The organism is Chryseobacterium sp. CY350 (genome assembly GCF_027945075.1).
Lineage (GTDB): Bacteria > Bacteroidota > Bacteroidia > Flavobacteriales > Weeksellaceae > Chryseobacterium.
In genome coordinates this window covers 3,927,335-3,946,099 of record NZ_CP116034.1, presented here as the reverse complement: position 1 = coordinate 3,946,099, position 18,765 = coordinate 3,927,335, and the positions used below count along the sequence as shown (strand labels likewise).

Here is an 18,765-nt window from a genome sequence, read left to right as displayed (position 1 = left end):
ATTTTATCAGCATCCATAAGGTTTTAGCTTTAAAATCAAAGGCAAAAAACAATCTGTACATTCAAAATTCTAATACTTGGTTTTTTATTTGAAAAATCTGAATTTATAATTAAAAAAAATGCTTATATTTAAATTCTTTATTAAATAAATAACAAATTATGTCAATCAAAAGATTATTCGATATTCCTCATCTTGCTTTAGAAAAATTTCCAAATGATGTCATGTTTGCCACAAAACATCAGGGAGAATGGGAAAAAACCTCAACTCAGAAATTTATCAATCAGGGAAACAAGATCTCGAGAGGTCTTTTGAAGCTGGGTATAAAGCCTGGAGATAAAATAGCTTTAATCACTACCAGCTCACGAACCGAGTGGGCAATTATGGATCTGGGAATTTCGCAGATCGGAGTTGTTTCCGTGCCCGTTTACCCAAGTATTTCGCCTGAAGATTATGAATTTATCTTTAATAATGCCGAAATTAAATACTGTTTTGTTTCAGACAAAGAGCTTTTAGCGAAAGTGATGAAGATCAAACATAATGTACCTTCGCTTCAGGGAGTTTTTACGTTTGACAACATTACAGGTGCTGCCAACTGGAAAGAGATCTTAGATTTAGGAGAAGATGATTCTACACAAATTGAGGTGGAAGATCTTTCTAAAGCCATCAACACACAGGATTTAGCAACTTTAATATATACTTCGGGAACTACGGGAAAACCGAAAGGCGTAATGTTAACCCATGAAAATATTGTTTCCAATGTTTTAGGTTCTTTTCCTCGAATTCCGAAAAAGAAAAGCTTAGATTATAAAGATACAAGAGTGTTAAGCTTTTTGCCGATCTGTCATATTTTTGAAAGAATGCTTTATTACCTTTTTCAGTATAACGGTTTTTCAATTTATTTCGCCGAAAGCATAGAAAAGATGGGCGAAAACGTAAAAGAAGTAAAGCCACATTATATGAGTGTGGTGCCAAGACTGGTGGAGAAAGTGTATGATAAAATCTACAATACAGGATCATCCGCAGGCGGTTTGAAGCAAAAAATATTTTTCTGGGCTTTAAATTTAATTCAAAAGAAAAAAGAGGTTTCAAAACCGTCAGGTCTTTCTGAAATCATTGCCGACAAATTGGTTTTCAAAAAATGGAGAGAAGGTTTGGGAGGTGAAATCATCACTTTAGTTTCGGGTTCTGCTGCTTTATCAACAAGATTAAATCTAATGTTCCAGAACGCAGGAATTCCAATTCTAGAAGGATATGGTTTAACAGAAACCTCACCTGTAATCTCCGTAAACTCTTTCGGAAAAATGAAGGTTGGAACCGTGGGACATCCTTTAGATAATTTAATTGTTAAAATTCAGGAAGACGGTGAGATTACCGTGAAAGGTCCTTCTGTATTTAAAAGTTATTTTAAAAATGAAGAACAGACCAAAGAAACTTTTACAGAAGACGGATTTTTTAAAACCGGAGATATCGGACATATCGACAGCGAAGGATTTTTGCAGATCACCGATCGTAAAAAAGAAATGTTTAAAACTTCCGGCGGAAAATATATAGCTCCTCAAACAATTGAAAATTTAGCCAAAGCCTCGAAATTTATCGAGCAGGTAATGGTTGTTGGTGACGGAGAAAAAATGCCCTGCGCATTTGTACAGCCAGACTTTGAGTTTGCTAAAAATTGGGCAATGAGAAACAACCTAAACATCGGCTCTACTCCACAGGAAATTGCAAAAAGCCCTCAGCTGAAAGAGAGGATAGAGAAAGAAATTCACGATATCAACGAACATCTTGGAAACTGGGAACAGATCAAAAAAATAGAGCTTACTCCTGAAGTATGGAGTATTGAGAGCGGACTTCTGACTCCTACCTTAAAATTGAAGAGAAAGGCGGTAAAGGAGAAATTCAAAGATCTTTATGACAAAATGTATGATCACCACGATTAAAAATAATAAACCGTTTCACTTTTGAAGCGGTTTTTTTTCTGAAAGTGATCAATCATTAATAAAAATGAAAAAGCTTTTTAGATAAAATAATAAACCACCCCGTCAAAAATTCTGCGAATTTTTGCCACCCCTCCAAAGGAGGGGAATTTTATTATTTCATTTGAAAAGTTTAAACAAAAAAAACGGCTTCAAAAATTTGAGGCCGTTTCTATTTTATAAAAAGTCTGTATTAAAATTTAATTACAGCATTCATTTTTTCAGTTTCTTCGTTGACCAATTCATCGTCAACTAGAATTTTTCCTGAATGCTCATCAATAATGATTTTCTTTCTCTGAGCGATTTCCATTTGCTTTTGAGGTGGGATTGTAAAGAAAGATCCTTTCGGAGCACCTCTTTCAAGACCTACAACTGCAAGACCAGTAGATGAGTTAGCTCTGATTCTGTGGTAAGATGCCAATAATCTTTCATCGATTTTCGAAGCAAATTCTTCAGATTTTGTGATCAGATAATCTTCTTCTTTCTGAGTTTCGGAGATCAGACCTTCCAATTCTTCTTTTTTGAATTTAAGGTGATTTTTAAGATCTTCGATTTTTGTATTTAACTCGTTTAAAGTTTCTTCTTTATGACCGATTTTAGCTCCGAATTCTTTGATTCTTTTATCAGAAAGCTGAATTTCAAGTTCCTGATATTCAATCTCTTTTCCTAAAGCTTCAAATTCTTTATTGTTTCGTACGTTATCCTGTTGAGACTTATATTTGTCGATTAAAGTTTTTGCATGGTTGATCACTTCATTTTTATTGCTGATTTGATCATTCTGCTCTTTAATCTCTGCGTGAAATTTTTCCGCTCTCTTTTCCAGGCCTTCAATCTCGATTTCAAGATCTTCAACCTCGATTGGCAATTCTCCTCTTGTATTTCGGATCTCATCCAATCTTGAATCGATGATTTGCAAATCGTATAAAGCTCTTAATTTTTCTTCAACTGAAATTTCGGTGATTTTTGCCATATCTATAGGAAATAATTTACTGGGTTTGTTTTTTCACTAGATTTTAAGACTGCAAATGTACTAAATTTTTGTGACAAAATTTCAAATAATTGTTGACTTACCAATTGCTCAGATTCGTAATGTCCGATATCGCAGATCAGCATTTTAGATTCCGCCAGAAAATAGTCGTGGTATTTCAGATCTCCGGTAAGATAGGCATCACATTTATTTGAAAGTGCCGCTTTTATTCCGCTAGCTCCCGAACCGCCTAAAACTCCTACCCTCTTTATTTTTTTATTATTTAAATCTGAATGTTTAATAACATTTAAATTAAATTTTTCTTTTACAAAATTGAGGAAATAATTTTCGTCGATTTCGGTTTCAAATTCACCATAAATTCCTAAACCTGAATAATGATTTTCATTTTCAAGACTATAAATTTGATGCGCAACTTCTTCATACGGATGAGCAGATTTCATGGCGTTAATAATTTGATTTTGTTTAAACGATTCAAAAATCACCGAGATCATGTTTTCAATAGCGTTTTCACGGATATTTTGCTCACCGGAAAACGGATTCGAACCTTCGATCGGTCGGAATGTTCCTTTTCCTTCTGTGGTAAAACTACACTCGTCGTAAAAACCAATATTTCCGGCTCCCGCAGATAAAAGAGCTTCTTTTACATTTTCAGAATGATCTTTTGGAACATAAACATTTAATTGCTTTAGATTATTTTTTTTAGGTTGAAGGATTTTTAAATTTTTCAAATCTAAAAGATTGCAAATTCCGGCATTCACTCCATAAAAATCATTATCGAAAGCGGTGTGAATGGCATAAATTGCGACTCTATTTTCAATGGCTTTTAAAACTGCTCTTTCCACATAATTTTTTCCCGTTAAAGATTTTAAACCAGAAAAAATGATCGGATGGAAGCAGACAATTAAATTACAGTTTCTGTGTATTGCTTCATCCACAACATTTTCTAACGCGTCGTGACAAACCAGAATCCCGGAAACATTGCGTTCCGGCAAACCACAGAGAAGTCCTACATTATCAAAATCTTCAGCCTGTGAAATGGCTATGTGTTTTTCTATCTCGGCAATTACTTTTTGTATTGTCATTTTATTCTGTATGTTTGTTACGAAAATAGGGATAATTTGCTAAATTTAAAAAAAACTCTGATCATGGAAAGAGAGCACGATCTTGTTCCGGGAGACAAACTCTGGAAAAGATTTCTGTACCGCGTAATATACCGTTCTGACACGAAGCTTGGAAAGCTGTTTGACGTTGCATTACTCGTTCTCATTCTTATAAGTACTTCTATCATTATGATGGAAAGCATACCAAAACTAGATAAAAAATTTCATGTTTATTTTATCATCAGCGAGTGGATCATTTCTGTAATTTTTACCGCTGAATACTGGATGCGAATTGCAGTTTTAAAAAGCAAAAAAAATTACATTTTCAGTTTTTTTGGAATCATAGATTTTCTCTCGCTCGTTCCTTTTTATTTGAGTTTCTTTTTCCCTATCACCAAGTATTTTCTGATTTTCAGAATGTTGCGAATGCTGAGAATTTTCAGAATTTTTAATCTTTTGGATTTTATGAATGACGGTTTTGTCATTGTGAGAGCACTAAAAAACAGTTCACGAAAAATCTATATTTTCCTATTATTTTTAATTATATTTTCTGTCATTGTAGGTTCCCTGATGTTTATGGTAGAAGGTGGAAGACCAGGTTTTGAGACCATTCCTCAATCGATCTATTGGGCTGTAGTAACGGTAACTACCGTAGGTTACGGAGATGTTTCTCCTATTACACCGATGGGGAAATTCTTTGCTGTAATCCTAATGCTGGCCGGATATTCTATCATTGCAGTTCCTACAGGAATTGTAACTGCGGAGATGCGAAACAAAAGACAAAACCTGGAATTGATCTGTGAGCGGTGCGGAAATGAAGATATTGATGATGATGCTAGGTACTGCAAGCAGTGTGGCAAGAAATTAGCATAGTATTTTTTATCAAATAATCTATTCATCTAATATCTAAAAAATCATGGAACCACAAAAGAAAAATAAACCCAATAGTTTAGTGATTATCTTATTCGCTATGATCGTTTTAATGATCATTATCTATTTTATACTGGTGATGTTTTTCCCGACAGTATTCGACCTTATGAATACGGGAGACATAAAACCGGTACCACCATCAGAATAAGATGATCATAAAAATATAAAATGGATGCAGCTAAAATTAACTGCATCCTTTTTTTGTTATTTTCTAGTATTGAAATTTATTTTTTAATGATTTTCAGAGATTGTTTAGATCCATCTTTCATCATTAATGTTACAATATACATTCCGGATTTTAATTCATTTAACAGAATAACTGAAGCCGGATTTTCTATATTTCTCAAAGTTCTACCAGCCATATCACTCACAAACATCGATTTTACGTTTTCAGCATCTGAAATATTAATCATTTCTGAAAACGGATTTGGATAAACTCTTACTTTATCTTTTACTGGCGAAACTTCTGTAGCCAAAAGAAAATTTGAAGAAATATTGATGGTAAAAGTATCTTCAAAATCATCATTAATCTCATCATAATGACCAACGTTGATGTAATATATTGTTCCGGCAACTGTTGATAAAGTAATGATTTCAGCTTCGCCATCTCCACCTGTATCTTCCGTTTCGAAACATACTAATGAGCCACAGTTTCCTGTAAAAACGCCAACTTGAGGATCAAAAGAACTACCGGCAGGCATCGTTACAATAACATCAACATTTCCGCCGTTGCCAACGAAGCTGAACCATGTACCGTCATTCATTCCGTCGGTACAGGCGTTTAAAAACCCTGAACTGTTGGTTGCTCCCAAAGCGTCATTCTGAGTGTACGAAAAAGGGAAAATATTCGCTGAAACAGCTGCGGAGCAAACATCATTGGCAGGCGGTGGCGGAATTGTACCAATACAAATGTTAAAACTTTGATTGCTACCCGCACCATCGTAACTGTAAACCCTTACGTAATAAGTACTTCCGACAGTAAGACCAGTTACCAGAGATGCTGAAGGATCTGAACATAACACACTTGACAAGCTTCCGCATGATCCGCTAAAAACCTGAAAATAAATATCATCGCTATCAACAGTACCAATAGATTCAACATTGTTTAGGGAAATCTTGTGCGAAGTTGCAGTTGCAATAAATTTAAACCAAACATCATCATCTGCATTTCCGTAACAAGGCGATACCGCCGATCCTGAATTTGTCGCTCCCAAAGTGTAACCTTGTACAGAAGATGTGCAAGTTGCATTAGGATTTACAGTTAATGTAATCGCATTAGCACATTCGTCATTACCAGGTTGTCCCGGCGTCGTTCTGAACATCCCTGTTGAGCAACCCTGTGATTCTCCAGAAGCATTAACTGCAACTACCTTTAGATAGTACATAGAATTTGCAGCTAAACTTGCAGGAACCAGAAAGCTGTTTGTAGATACAGTTTGCTGATTGACAATGTCTGAACCACCAGGAAGAGTCCCGATTGTCACTTTATAACCTGTCGCACCAGAAACTGCATTCCATGTGATTGTGGGTAATAAAGGGATAAATAGTGCATTATTTTGAGGATAAGTAACATCCGGACAAGCAATTGTGGAACTGGAATTTAAACCACTAAAGGTAACAGCTGATTTTTTATTACCGAGAGATCCAGTTGGCGGAGACAAAGGATTAGGATTAATGGTATCATCCTGAAAATAAAGAACTGAACTTGCGGTAGAATTGTAACCAAAAAACGCATCATCAAAACCATTCTCGTCATATCCGGCAGAATTTTCTTCTGCAGCTATTACTAAATTACTTAAATTATTATAGTTGTAAGGCACAGGAAAAGTAATGGTAACAACTCCGCTTACGCTGGAAACTGTTCCCGAGAAAACCTGTGTAAGCTGAGAGAGAGGAATCCAATTTGAGTTTGATGTAAAGGTGGTTTTTGAAGTTGTACCCAAATAAATTTTCCAGTTTGACGAGTTGGCTATGCTTGATCCCGGACTGAGATAAAATTTAAGCCCGGTAATATTTCCCGCAGCATTGGCATTGATTTCATTTTTTGTAAAAATCTGCTGAACATACGAGTAACCGTAGTATGTACTTATCGGCGCAACACCTACTGATGCGCTTCCTGCGCCCAAAGTAATTTGGGCATTTGACGCAATATTAAAAATAATAAAGCATAAAAGTAAAAATCTTTTCATAATCAAATACATATAACATTATTGATACGAATTTAAGAAATTTTAACGATTTATAGTTTGAATTTTTTAATAATAAATTGTTACAAAAAAAAATGGCGACCATTTGGCCGCCATTATCTGTAATTTCTTACAATTTATTTTTTAATAACCTTAATTGATTGTTTTGTGCCGTCATTCATATTAAGTATTACTACATAAATTCCTGCATTCAAGTCGCGAAGTTGAAGATCTGAACTTGCTTTTTCGAACGTTTTCACTATTCTTCCAGCAATATCCACTACAGCTATAGATTTAACATCTTTTACATCTGAAATATTCAGAACATCCGAGAACGGATTAGGATATACCTTGATGTTGTTTTTTGTTAAAGTATTTTCTGCAGTCGACAGTAGAGACTGTGTAACCGTGAAATTATCAACGAAGAAATCATTGTCTTCGGGATCATCATTAGCACCTTCAGTTGCGTAGATTGCAAATTTCATCTGATTTGTTCCACCAGTTACAGTGTATGAAAACTGAGTTGAAGTATTAGAGATTTGCGTTCCTGCACTCCAAGTCTGAATTGTAGTCCACGTTACTCCATTATCATTTGACATCAGAACCTGTACCTTGTCATCTGATCCTAAAGTTGCTGAAGTTGTATTATTCCATTCAGTCATTCCATAATCAAATTTCACATCATAAGACGCACCTGTCAAATTGAAAGTAGGTGAAATCAACCAACCACTTTTTGAATTAGAATATAAATTAATTTTAGCAGCTCCGGTTGAGCCATTATTAAGGAATCCATCTTCTACCCATTCACTGTTAGTTCCTGTTGAACCTCCAGATGCAGAACCTCCGGAAGCCTGACCCCAACATGCAGCATCGATGTTTGAGAAATCATTCGTATAACTCGGACTGATTGCCGCACATGCCGTAGTGAAACTTCTTATAGAACAAGAATTTGATGAAACCCCTGACGCGTAAGCATTGATCGTATAGAAATACTCAATACTGTTAGCCAAAGGAGTGGTAAATGTATATGATGTAACATTTCCTAAGTCTACATCATTAAGAATATCCGTACCTCCTGAAGTGGTTCCTACTGTGATTTTATAACCATCAGCTCCCGCCATAGGATCCCACGTAATCGTAGGAGTAAGAGACAAGTTTGTAATCGCATCTGCAGGACCAGTGACAACCGGGCAGAAAGATTCTGTAGCAAATGTTACAACAGAAGACCATGCGCTTTTATCTGTAGCAGTACACACCGCGCGTACCCATAAGTAATACGTTGATGAGGAAAGAAGCGATGTTAAATTCAATGTAGCACTTGCAGATGTTCCGGTCGCTACAGTTGTAGAAACAGGTGCTGTATTAGAGGTAGATAAATAATATTCGTAACCGCCAGCTGGTGCTGTAGCAGGAGCCGCCCAGGTAGCTGTCGCTGTAAATGCTGTAACTGCAGATACTGCTAAAGCATTTGGCTCAATGCAAGAAGGATTTACTTCTACAAGAATATCATCTACATACAAGTTATACATATTGGCATCTGAATAAACATTAAACGCAAAGTAATAAACACCACTTGTCGTAGGTGTCAGCGTGTAAAAGTCTGAAACCGGGCTTATAACATCAATAATATTGGTGTAATCATGCAAAACGTTTGTCTGTGCCGCAGGAGTTGGTGCGTCACCATAAGTAACTTTCATCTTTTCAGAATAACTTGAGCTGTTATTTCCGTAGTTATATTTAATTCTATACGTTGTACCGGCAACTAAATTTATTCCCTGCGTAAAAAACCATGAATTTGCAGCGTTCTGATAATTATAGTTATAAGCCAAAGTATTATTAGTAAAACCATTTCCAGGATCGAAACTAATCATCCAGCTATTACCTGCACCTGGATTAGTGACAGCTGTACACAAAGGTAATGCCGGTGCTGTAACGCTTTCAAAATCTAAGAAATACGGAACGTTCGCCGCAACACAAGAGGTTAGAAAACAACTGTTTATCCAAACACTGGCGTCAGTAGTCGTACATTTTGACCGTACCCAAATACAGTAATTAGTTGCCGGTGTCAATCCGTTAATCGTTACGGTTGTAAGCGAAGAAGACATTGTGGGAACTGTTGAAGCATTTGGAACAACTCCTGTACTGCTGTAAAAAATATCATACCCTGAAGCTGGCGCGGTAGCCGGCGCGGTCCAGGAAACATTAACACTTGTTGCTGTAATTGCAGAATTAGTTAAAGCTGTTGGAGCAATACACGTTGGTGGTGCAGTAACGACAAGCTTATAATCATGTGCTTCACCGTAACCTGCAACATCACAAGGAACAGGGTCATTAGCATAACGATCTGAAACCCTCATTCTATATGTTCCTGCCGCAACATTCGCTGGTAAAGAAATCGTACCATTAGTAGTCATTGTAGAACCACTGGATCCCGAACCGATTAATTCGGTGGACGCGTCAAACGTGCCATCGTTATTAAAATCTGCCCATACTTTCATTATTTGACTAGAAAAATTATGAGTTGCAGAAAAAGCATAATTGATGGTAGGAGCCAACGTGATTGTGTGAGTGGCATAAAAATTACCGTAAGTTCCGGTTGAACAACCAGTTCCAAGATGACTAAAACCTGCCGAAGCAATTGTAAAATCGTCAATTTGATCACCTCCGCTGCATCCGCTCGCATAATTCGGAGCACAGTAGGTTTGCGCACTTACCCCTATTACGGATAGGATAAGAGCCAATAAGTAAGCTTTTTTCATTAATATTTATTTTTTCGAAATTGTGAAATAAAATTAACTAAAGTTTCCGAATTACCAACACAAAAATATTTTTATTATAATAATATTAATAAATGTTTATAATTATTAAATATAAGTCACAACGTAATTATTTAAGTAAAAAAAAAGAGGTAGCCAAAATTGGCTACCTCTGTGAACTTGTTTAATTTTAAATTTATTTCTTAATCGCTTTGATAGTTTGTTTAGAACCATCATTCATATTAAGAACAACTACATACATCCCAGATTTTAGATCTCCTAATTGAAGAGCAGAACTTGGTTTATCTATAGTTTTTACTAATCTTCCAGCAATATCAACTACTGATACAGATTTTACATTCTTCACATCTGAGATATTTAATACATCTGCAAATGGGTTTGGATATACATTAAGGTTGTTTTTCACTTGAGAAACTTCGGCAGTTGATAAACTTGCATCATATGCAGAAATCTGAATCTGCCCGTTAGATCCCGCAGTTGAATATCTGTAAACACTTGCATAAATCACTTCACCAGGAGTTCTTCCTGTAAGAGTTACTCTCGAAAATATATTAGATCCAGATGCAATATCATCATTACAGTCAATTGCAGTTAATGATCCACATGCACCGCTAAACAAAGTTAAAACAGAATCAGTAAATGGTGATCCAGCTGCAGCGCCAGTTTCAACAGTAATACTTCCCGAAGCAGGAACAACAACACTAAACCAAATATTATTTACTGCACTTGAAGCTGCACAAGAAGCGGAAATATCAGTAGTCGCACCAGCATTTGTTGATGTTACTGCATTCTGGCTAAAAGTAGCACCAGGCGTCAATGCAGTTGCACCAGAACAAGCATCATTTGTAGGCGGTACAGCAAGCGTAGTGAACGATCCTGTTACCCAAGTACTTGTTGAACTACCTGAACACACTGATCTTACCCAATAATAGTAAGTTGTAGCCGGTGTCAATGCTGGAATATTTATGGTAGTTCCTGTTATAGCAGTACCAGTTGTTGGAGTCGTATTTGTTGTTGAGTAAAAATACTGATATCCATTTGCTGGAGCAGCTACCGGAGCCGTCCATGACAATGTAGCAGTTGTAGAAGTAATTGCAGAAACAGAAGCAGCTGTAGGCTCTGCACAACTAGGCGTTAATTGTACACTAAAGTCATCAAATCCCATATAGTATGGAGCACTTGTAGCAGAAAAAGCTTTTACTCCAAAATAATAAATTCCTGTCGTTGTTGGCACAAAAGTAACAGTTACTTTAGTGTATGCATTCGAAGTAGTTGTAGTTTGACTAACAAAATTTGAAAGATTGGTCGCACCAGTTGCAGAAGCAGCATTGTTAACCAATACATCTCCAACCCAACCAGCTGTAGCATCACCTGCCCAATAAAAAGAGAAATCATATGATTGTCCCGCAGTTAAAGTCATTGCAGGAGCCCAAAGGTAAGCCGCTGTTGTAGGGTAATAAATTGTTACATAGTTAGGTGCAGATCTAGGATCATTATATGTTTGAGATGCTGCATTTTGAGTGGTGAAAAAATAAGAAGCACTCAAACCACCTGTTGTTGACCAACAATTTGGTAAAATACCATTACCAATCGTTGTCATTGCATCAAAATTCTCACTCCAAGGGAAAGTAGTAACCGGATTACAAGAACTTGCGAAAGTTGTAACTGCCGTCCATAAACTTTTACTTGTAGTTGAGCAAACAGAACGCACCCAAACATAATATGTAGTTGCAGGAGCCAAGCCCGTTAGCGGAGCAGTAGTTGTTGTACTAGAACCTGTAGCTATTGTTGTTGCAGTAGGTGCAGTATTAGATGTAGAATAATAATATTCGTATCCGTTCGCAGGAACCGTAGAAGGAGCAACCCAAGCTAATGTTGCGCTAGTGGGAGTAATTGCCGATACTGTAACCGTATTCGGCTCTACACATGAAGGAGCAATCTCCCAATTTACATCATCCCAATAAATAGATGGTGCGCTTGCCTGAACTGGCATTCTAACGGCAACTCTGGCAGTTGCAGGCACTGATGTTGGGAAAGGTATTTTACTTTCAGCACCATAAGTAGTATTTGCAATACTTAATGTCTGTACATTTACAAAAGTTGTTGCATCTGTAGGATTGGTCAAATAACCAATATCTAATGTTGCAGCTGCAGTTGCTCTTACTTTAAATCTCAACTGGTATCCTGCATTCACAGTACTTAATTCTGGCAAAAGAACTATACTAATATTACCCGCCGTACTATTAGCCTGAAAAATATTTCTTGTTCCGGAAGCAGGCGTAGTAGACGTAATCGTCTGCGAAGCTGAGCCTGTCACAATTCTTCCCCAACAAGTTGGTACAATACTTCCAGTTGTAAAAGAATCAAAATTTTCGCTTAATGTAGTAAAAGGACTACATGCAGTCGTAAAAGTACCAGATGTAGACCAAATACTCTTATCCGTAGAACTACACACAGACCTTACCCATACATAATAATTAGTCGCCGGAGTTAAAGTGCTCAGTGAGACAGACGTACTCGGACTTGTTCCAGTAGGAACTGTAGATGAAGTTGGAGCAGTATTAGTAGTACCATAATAATATTCATATCCATTTGCCGCTCCAGTAGAAGATGCTACCCAAGAAATTGAAGCTGTTGTAGTTGTAATACCAGATGCAGCGATTCCTGAAGGCTGAACACATGTTGGTGGAGACCAGGTAAATGTTAATCCTGTTGCAGGAAAAACAGCATTATCTCTGGCAACAGAAGCAGAACTTGTAGTTCCTGCAGTTGTACTAGCCCATGAGACACCCGCAGCAGCAGATCTGTTATTATAATCAGATGTTGAAGCTCCTCTCAAACCTATTTCGTTTGTTCTAGATGTTGTACTTACATTATACTGAGGTCCGTAAACAGTTGAAATTTTATTAGTACTTTCAGCTAATTTAAGTTGAAAATTCAAATAATTACTTCCTGCAGCTGTAGTAGAGTAATCGTTGTAACCAATCCACTCAACTACAAATACTCTGTTTGGAGCTGTTCCTTCAACAGATGTCAAAACTCTACCAGTTCCATATCTTATTACAGCTGTTGCAGAGCTAGAAGTGGCAGCTGCAGACATCGTAATAGTACCTGCTGTTTCATCAAACGCTGTAACGGTAGCTCCAGAAGGGATTCCATTTACATTATTTAAAGTTTTTCCAATTGCAATACCCTTGAAGGACGCAACATTGGTGATTACATTTGATCCACTCGTGGTTACCCCTGAAGTTATAAACACACCCCACAAGTCCCTATTCATTACCCCTACTGATCCTGCATATGCAGACGTTCCCGAGATAACTGTAACATCATTACCTGTTGTAGTTCCAAAAGTGACACCACCATTCGAATTTACATACATTGATGTATAACCAATCTGGTTAAAAGTAAAGGTAAATGGTATCGCAACAGACCAGCCTGTTGTATCATTGGTCGTTGCCGTCGTAGCATCACTTCCAGTAACCAAAGTTCCCGTAGAAGCAATACTATTGAATGTGCTGGAGGTTTGAGCAAAAGTGTAAGTGCTCACCTGCGCATCCAAACATTGCATAGCTCCGAAAAGCGTTAGAACGGTAATTCCCGCTCTCTGCAAGCCGCGACTTATTTGCCACGGTTTTTTGTAAAGGTTTTTCATACTTAGTTAAATTAAAATTAGGGGGTGAAATTACTAAATATTTACCACACAATCAAAAATTATCTTAAATTATTGTATATATCATAACAAAATTTACAAAATATTAAATATTTTTTAAACAATCATTTAATTATTTATCAAACTTAAATTAACTTAAAACTATAAATATTTAAATGTCAATACGTTACAAGATCAGTACAATCTTCCATGATAATTGAATTATTTATTTATTATTTTAGTTTAGATTAATTATAAACAAAAAAAGTGACCCTTAAAGCCACTTTTTTAATTTATATTTTTTTTAATTAATTGAGATAAAATTCATACTTGTTCAATAATTGTATCTCTTTTATTAAATCACCATTAAGGTCAACAGAATATTTGGTTGATTGTAGTTCTACAAACGAGTCTTCTTCAGAATTCTTTATCAAAAATCTAAACTTCTGATCGCCTTTATTCTGATCAAGAACGTTTCGGAAAAATTCAAGATCTTCTTTCCTGAAATCCATAATATCCATTACCAAAGAAATACTTTTCGCGAATTTTTCAAATGCCTCCTGAAGCTCAATAACATCAACTACATTCACGAAAACTCTCCCGTCCTTCACCTGGGCAAATTTTATTTTTAATATAACAAAACGCTGAACTTCCAGCCTCTCTTTCAACCTCATATAATCACGGTCACCAAGTCTAAAAGAGTACGAACCTGAGTAATCTTCCAATGTTAAAAAAGCCACTTTTTCACCGCTTTTAAAACCATCTTTTACAACATATTCGGTAATTAAGCCGGCTACAGTATATTCTTTTCCGCCGCCGCCGTTCTCTCGTTCTTTCTGAAGCGTCTTCCAGTCTTTCTTTTTTTCTTCAAAAAGTTCAGCAGGCTTATTGGCAAAAGCCTGTTCTTTATAGGCATCAACCTCATCGAGATTTAGAAATCCGAAATTACCTTTCGGTTCTGCTTTTTTCACAGCCTCTTCAATGATTTCTTCCTCTCCGGCTACAATATCGTCAGAAACTATTTCTGCAATATCCACAGTTTCATCTTTATCATCAGCTTCAAGAATCGGAACCTCATCAATAACTATTTTTACCTCATCTTCTTTTTCTAAAACCGCTTTCTTTGAAAGCTTACCCTGCATAAACTGATAATGATATTTAAATTCATCCAAAGGATGCGCCGAAAGGTAGAAACCGATAATTTCTTTTTCCTTATTCAATTTATGCATATTTGGCCACTCCGGACATGGTGCTAATTTGGGTTGTTCGATCTGAACTTCATCTGCAAAATCTGCAAAAAGCGAATTTTCCATCTCGTTTTTACTTTCCTGAAAACTTTGTCCGTATCTTATAAGTCGTTCAAGATTGGTTCTCCCAGCCATATCAATATCAAAATACTGACCTCTGTGATATACGCTGAATTCATCAAAAGCTCCCGCCAGTACTAAACTTTCTGCGACTCTCTTATTCATTTGAGATGGCAAGATTCTTTCAAAAAAATCATAAATGTTTTTAAATCTTCCGTTGGCTCTTTCTTTCGTAATTGCTTCACTTGGTCCCTCTCCTATTCCTTTTATTGCTCCTAAACCAAAACGAATCTGCCCTTTTTCGTTTACCGAAAACTTGTATTGAGATTCATTCACATCTGGTCCTAAAACATCCACACCAATACTCTTACAATCTTCCATGAACATGGTAATCGAGTCTGTATTATTAATGTTGTTACTCATTACACTTGCCATATATTCAGCGGGATAATTCGCCTTCAAATACGCTGTCTGATAAGCAATTAAAGCATAACAGGTAGAGTGAGATTTGTTGAAAGCATATTCCGCAAACGCTTTCCAGTCATTCCAGATTTTTTCTAATGGCCCTTCGTCAAGATTATTTTTTCTTCCGCCTTCGATGAATTTCGGGTACATTTTATTCAGAACCTCAATCTGCTTTTTACCCATCGCTTTTCTCAAAGTATCGGCTTCACCTTTTGTAAAATTGGCCAACTTTTGAGATAAAAGCATTACCTGCTCCTGATAAACAGTAATTCCGTAGGTTTCTTTTAAATATTCTTCAGTTTCCGGTAAATCATAAATAATCTCTTCGATACCGTGTTTTCTATTGATAAAGTTCGGAATATATTTAATCGGTCCCGGACGATACAATGCATTCATGGCAATCAAATCGGCAAAAACCGTTGGTTTCAGTTCTCGCATATACTTTTGCATGCCCGGACTTTCATATTGGAAAATCCCGACCGTTCTTCCTTCTTTAAATAATTGATAAGTTTTCGTATCATCCAGCGGAATATTATCCGGATCTATATCTACATTATATCTCTGCTTTATTAATTTTAAGGCATCTTTAATAATCGTCAAAGTTCGAAGACCCAGGAAATCCATTTTCAGCAAACCTGCACTTTCGGCAACGGAATTATCAAACTGAGAAACCAAAATATCAGCATCTTTTGCTGCAATTGTTACCGGAACCAGATTACTTACATCTTCTGGTGTAATAATTACTCCACAAGCATGAATTCCTGTATTTCTGATACAGCCTTCCATCTTTTTGGCGCTTCCCAAAACATCATGACGAGGATCATCAGGAGTATTCAGAACATATTTCATTTCGTCTACAAGCTGCTGATCTTCAGGCTTCAGTTTATCATATTTTGACAAAGCTTTGGCAATATTCATCCCTGGACTTGGAGGAATCAGTTTTGCAATATTATTGGTATCAGGAATTGGTAAGTCTAAAACTCTTCCGGCATCTTTTATCGCAGATTTTCCACCCAAAACTGAGTAAGTTATAATCTGTGCTACCTGATTTTTACCATATTTCTCTACCACCCATTTGATAATTTTATCACGACCTTCATCATCAAAATCAATATCAATATCGGGCATCGAGATCCTTTCCGGATTCAGAAATCTCTCAAATAGTAAATCATATTTAATGGGGTCTACATTGGTAATTCCGGTGCAATAAGCGACCGTCGAACCTGCTGCTGAACCACGGCCGGGACCCACCCAGACTCCCATTTTACGGGCTTCGTTACAAAAATCCTGTACGATCAAAAAGTATCCGGGATAACCGGTATTTGCAACAACTTCAAGTTCAAAATCCAGACGTTCTCTTATTTCATCTGTGATACCAGTTTCTACGTATCTTTTTTTTGCTCCCTCATAAGTCAAATGCGTCAAGTAAGCCATTTCCCCGCGTTTTCCACCATCTATTTCGTCTTCAGCGTGAATAAATTCTTCAGGAATATCAAACTTAGGCAATAAAACATCTCTTTTTAAAGTGTAAGGACTAAACTTTGCCGTAAATTCTTCGTAGGCATCGAACGCATCAGGATAATTCAGAAAAGTTTCCTTGATCTCGCGGGCATTTTTAATATAATATTCTCCGCTAGCTAAACCGCGTCTTTTACCAAAACCCTTACCTACAGGCGTCGTCAGCTTCTCACCATCCTTAATACAACTCACAATATCCTGGATATTAGAATCGTCTTTATCCGTATAATAAGTTTGATTTTGAGCTAAAATTTTAACGTTATATTTGTCTGCAAAATGCAATAGTACGTCATTTAAATGCTCTTCCTCAGGTAGTTTATGATTTTGGATCTGAACATAAAAATCATCTTCAAAAGTTTCCTTCCACCATTTGAAAAGCTCCTCCCCTTTTTGTTCACCCGTATTTAAAATCGCATCAGGTATATCTCCGTTAATACCTGAAGTTAAAGCGATCAATCCTTCTTTGTATTCAGCAATCAATTCACGGCTAATCCTCGGAACTCCAAAATAGAAACCTTTTAAAAATCCTATACTTGATAATTTCGCTAAATTTTTATATCCATTAAAATCTTTCGCCAACAAAACAACCTGAGTTCTTCTGTCGGGATCATCTTTTGTAAATTGTTTTTGCTCGTAACGGTCTGAGATGTAGAATTCACAACCCACAACCGGAATCAAAGGCTCGGAAATTGGTTCGCTTTCCGTAAACTCCGTTCCGTTTTCTTCCGTTTCCTGTTTTTTAGCTAAAAATTCCTTGTGTTTTTTTGAACGGTCCGAATTGGTAGATTCAACAGCAGAAACAAATTTGAAAGCTCCCATCATATTTCCTAAATCGACCATTCCGACTGCCGGGAAATTTTCGTCTGTAGCTTTTTTAATCAAATCATTGATGCTGGAAGTCGCCGTCAATGTTGAAAAGACACTTTTATTATCAAAATTGAAATATCTTCCTAAATCAATATCATCAATGCTGCCGACATCAGATTGCTTTTTCTTATTATTAAAATCTGCAACCTGTCTTCTGATGATAATTCCAAAAGGCTTGATCGGGTCCGGATGCAGCGTTTTAAAATATGCCAACTGATCTTCTGAAGTCTTCAAAACCTCAGTTGGAATAATTCCGATACGCATCATTTCAAAGAAAACCTGAGCGGTTGCATTTACGTCGGCTGCAGCGTTGTGCGCTTCATCAAATTTATGACCGTATAATTTTTCGTACAATTCTTCCAGCTTTGGAGACTTGTATTTTCCTCCTCTTCCACCTCCAAGCTGACAGTAATCTGTTCCCAGAATCATCGTATCTGCTTTGGGCTTTTCCTGAAGATTGTTCTGAATATTTTTTCTGAAAAACTCTGCACCAACAATGTTATAATCAAACTCAACATTGTGGCCGGAAACAACCCGTACTCTTTCCAGAACTTCAGAAAATTCTTCTAAAATTTTCTGCAAATCGTGGCCTTCTTCATTGGCAATTTTAGTTGTAATACCGTGAATTCTTGCGGCGTTAAATGGTATATCGTAACCTTCCGGCTTAATTATATAATCTTGATTTTCAAGCAAATTGCCATCATCATCATGTAATTGCCATGCAATCTGAACCATTCTTGGCCAGTTGTCTGAATCTGAAAGCGGTGCGTTGAAATTTTTTGGTAAACCTGTGGTTTCTGTGTCAAAAACTAAATACATGTATTTTTTTAACTTTTTGTAACAAAATAGTCTGTAAAGTTACTGCATTTTTATTGTTTTTCATGAACATTTCGACATTGAAATTAACTATAAAAAGTATGAATTTTTTATAAGTATTCAGCGAATAAACAATCAAACTATCAATTAAAAATTTAATAATTAAACAATTAAAAGATCGCCTAT

At 36.5% G+C, this 18,765-nt stretch carries 9 protein-coding genes; 3 read left to right on the top strand and 6 right to left on the bottom strand.

Annotated elements, in window-relative coordinates:
• Nucleotides 1-158 precede the first annotated feature (158 nt).
• The gene (locus PGH12_RS18410) at nt 159-1,937 is read left to right on the top strand and encodes an AMP-dependent synthetase/ligase (protein WP_267598151.1); all 1,779 of its coding nucleotides are present in this window, start codon (nt 159-161) and stop codon (nt 1,935-1,937) included.
• A 229-nt stretch (nt 1,938-2,166) separates the two neighbouring features.
• On the opposite strand, the gene PGH12_RS18405 is transcribed toward PGH12_RS18410, so the two are convergent.
• Together PGH12_RS18405 and PGH12_RS18400 are read right to left on the bottom strand one after the other, a co-directional pair.
• The gene (locus PGH12_RS18405) at nt 2,167-2,943 is read right to left on the bottom strand and encodes a zinc ribbon domain-containing protein (protein ID WP_267598152.1); all 777 of its coding nucleotides are present in this window, start codon (nt 2,941-2,943) and stop codon (nt 2,167-2,169) included.
• A 2-nt stretch (nt 2,944-2,945) separates the two neighbouring features.
• Nucleotides 2,946-4,043, bottom strand: coding sequence for a Nif3-like dinuclear metal center hexameric protein (locus PGH12_RS18400; protein WP_267598154.1), 1,098 nt, complete (start codon nt 4,041-4,043; stop codon nt 2,946-2,948).
• Nucleotides 4,044-4,106: 63 nt separating this feature from the next.
• On the opposite strand from PGH12_RS18400, the gene PGH12_RS18395 reads away from it, so the two are divergent.
• Together PGH12_RS18395 and PGH12_RS18390 are read left to right on the top strand one after the other, a co-directional pair.
• Nucleotides 4,107-4,934 carry an ion transporter gene (locus PGH12_RS18395; protein WP_267598155.1) on the top strand — a complete coding sequence of 276 codons (828 nt, stop codon included), beginning with the start codon at nt 4,107-4,109 and terminating at the stop codon, nt 4,932-4,934.
• 43 nt (nt 4,935-4,977) lie between these two features.
• On the top strand, nt 4,978-5,139 hold the full coding sequence (locus PGH12_RS18390; RefSeq protein WP_267598156.1) for a hypothetical protein: 162 nt from the start codon (nt 4,978-4,980) through the stop codon (nt 5,137-5,139).
• A 76-nt stretch (nt 5,140-5,215) separates the two neighbouring features.
• On the opposite strand, the gene PGH12_RS18385 is transcribed toward PGH12_RS18390, so the two are convergent.
• The 4 genes from PGH12_RS18385 to dnaE form a co-directional block, all read right to left on the bottom strand.
• Nucleotides 5,216-7,180, bottom strand: coding sequence for a T9SS type A sorting domain-containing protein (locus PGH12_RS18385; RefSeq protein ID WP_267598157.1), 1,965 nt, complete (start codon nt 7,178-7,180; stop codon nt 5,216-5,218).
• A gap of 134 nt (nt 7,181-7,314) precedes the next feature.
• Nucleotides 7,315-9,936, bottom strand: a complete 2,622-nt coding sequence (locus PGH12_RS18380; RefSeq protein WP_267598158.1) for a GEVED domain-containing protein — start codon at nt 9,934-9,936, stop codon at nt 7,315-7,317.
• Nucleotides 9,937-10,129: 193 nt separating this feature from the next.
• Entirely contained in the window at nt 10,130-13,609 is a 3,480-nt protein-coding gene (locus PGH12_RS18375; protein ID WP_267598159.1) for an NIDO-like domain-containing protein, read from the bottom strand.
• 305 nt (nt 13,610-13,914) lie between these two features.
• On the bottom strand, nt 13,915-18,582 hold the full coding sequence (gene dnaE / locus PGH12_RS18370; protein WP_267598160.1) for a DNA polymerase III subunit alpha: 4,668 nt from the start codon (nt 18,580-18,582) through the stop codon (nt 13,915-13,917).
• Nucleotides 18,583-18,765: the final 183 nt, after the last annotated feature.

Coding starts and splice junctions, on each gene's coding strand:
- PGH12_RS18380 (WP_267598158.1), bottom strand. CDS start 9,936: ATGAAAAAAGCTTACTTATTGGCTCTTATCCTATCCGTAATAGGGGTA.
- dnaE (WP_267598160.1), bottom strand. CDS start 18,582: ATGTATTTAGTTTTTGACACAGAAACCACAGGTTTACCAAAAAATTTC.
- PGH12_RS18410 (WP_267598151.1), top strand. CDS start 159: ATGTCAATCAAAAGATTATTCGATATTCCTCATCTTGCTTTAGAAAAA.
- PGH12_RS18385 (WP_267598157.1), bottom strand. CDS start 7,180: ATGAAAAGATTTTTACTTTTATGCTTTATTATTTTTAATATTGCGTCA.
- PGH12_RS18375 (WP_267598159.1), bottom strand. CDS start 13,609: ATGAAAAACCTTTACAAAAAACCGTGGCAAATAAGTCGCGGCTTGCAG.
- PGH12_RS18405 (WP_267598152.1), bottom strand. CDS start 2,943: ATGGCAAAAATCACCGAAATTTCAGTTGAAGAAAAATTAAGAGCTTTA.
- PGH12_RS18390 (WP_267598156.1), top strand. CDS start 4,978: ATGGAACCACAAAAGAAAAATAAACCCAATAGTTTAGTGATTATCTTA.
- PGH12_RS18400 (WP_267598154.1), bottom strand. CDS start 4,043: ATGACAATACAAAAAGTAATTGCCGAGATAGAAAAACACATAGCCATT.
- PGH12_RS18395 (WP_267598155.1), top strand. CDS start 4,107: ATGGAAAGAGAGCACGATCTTGTTCCGGGAGACAAACTCTGGAAAAGA.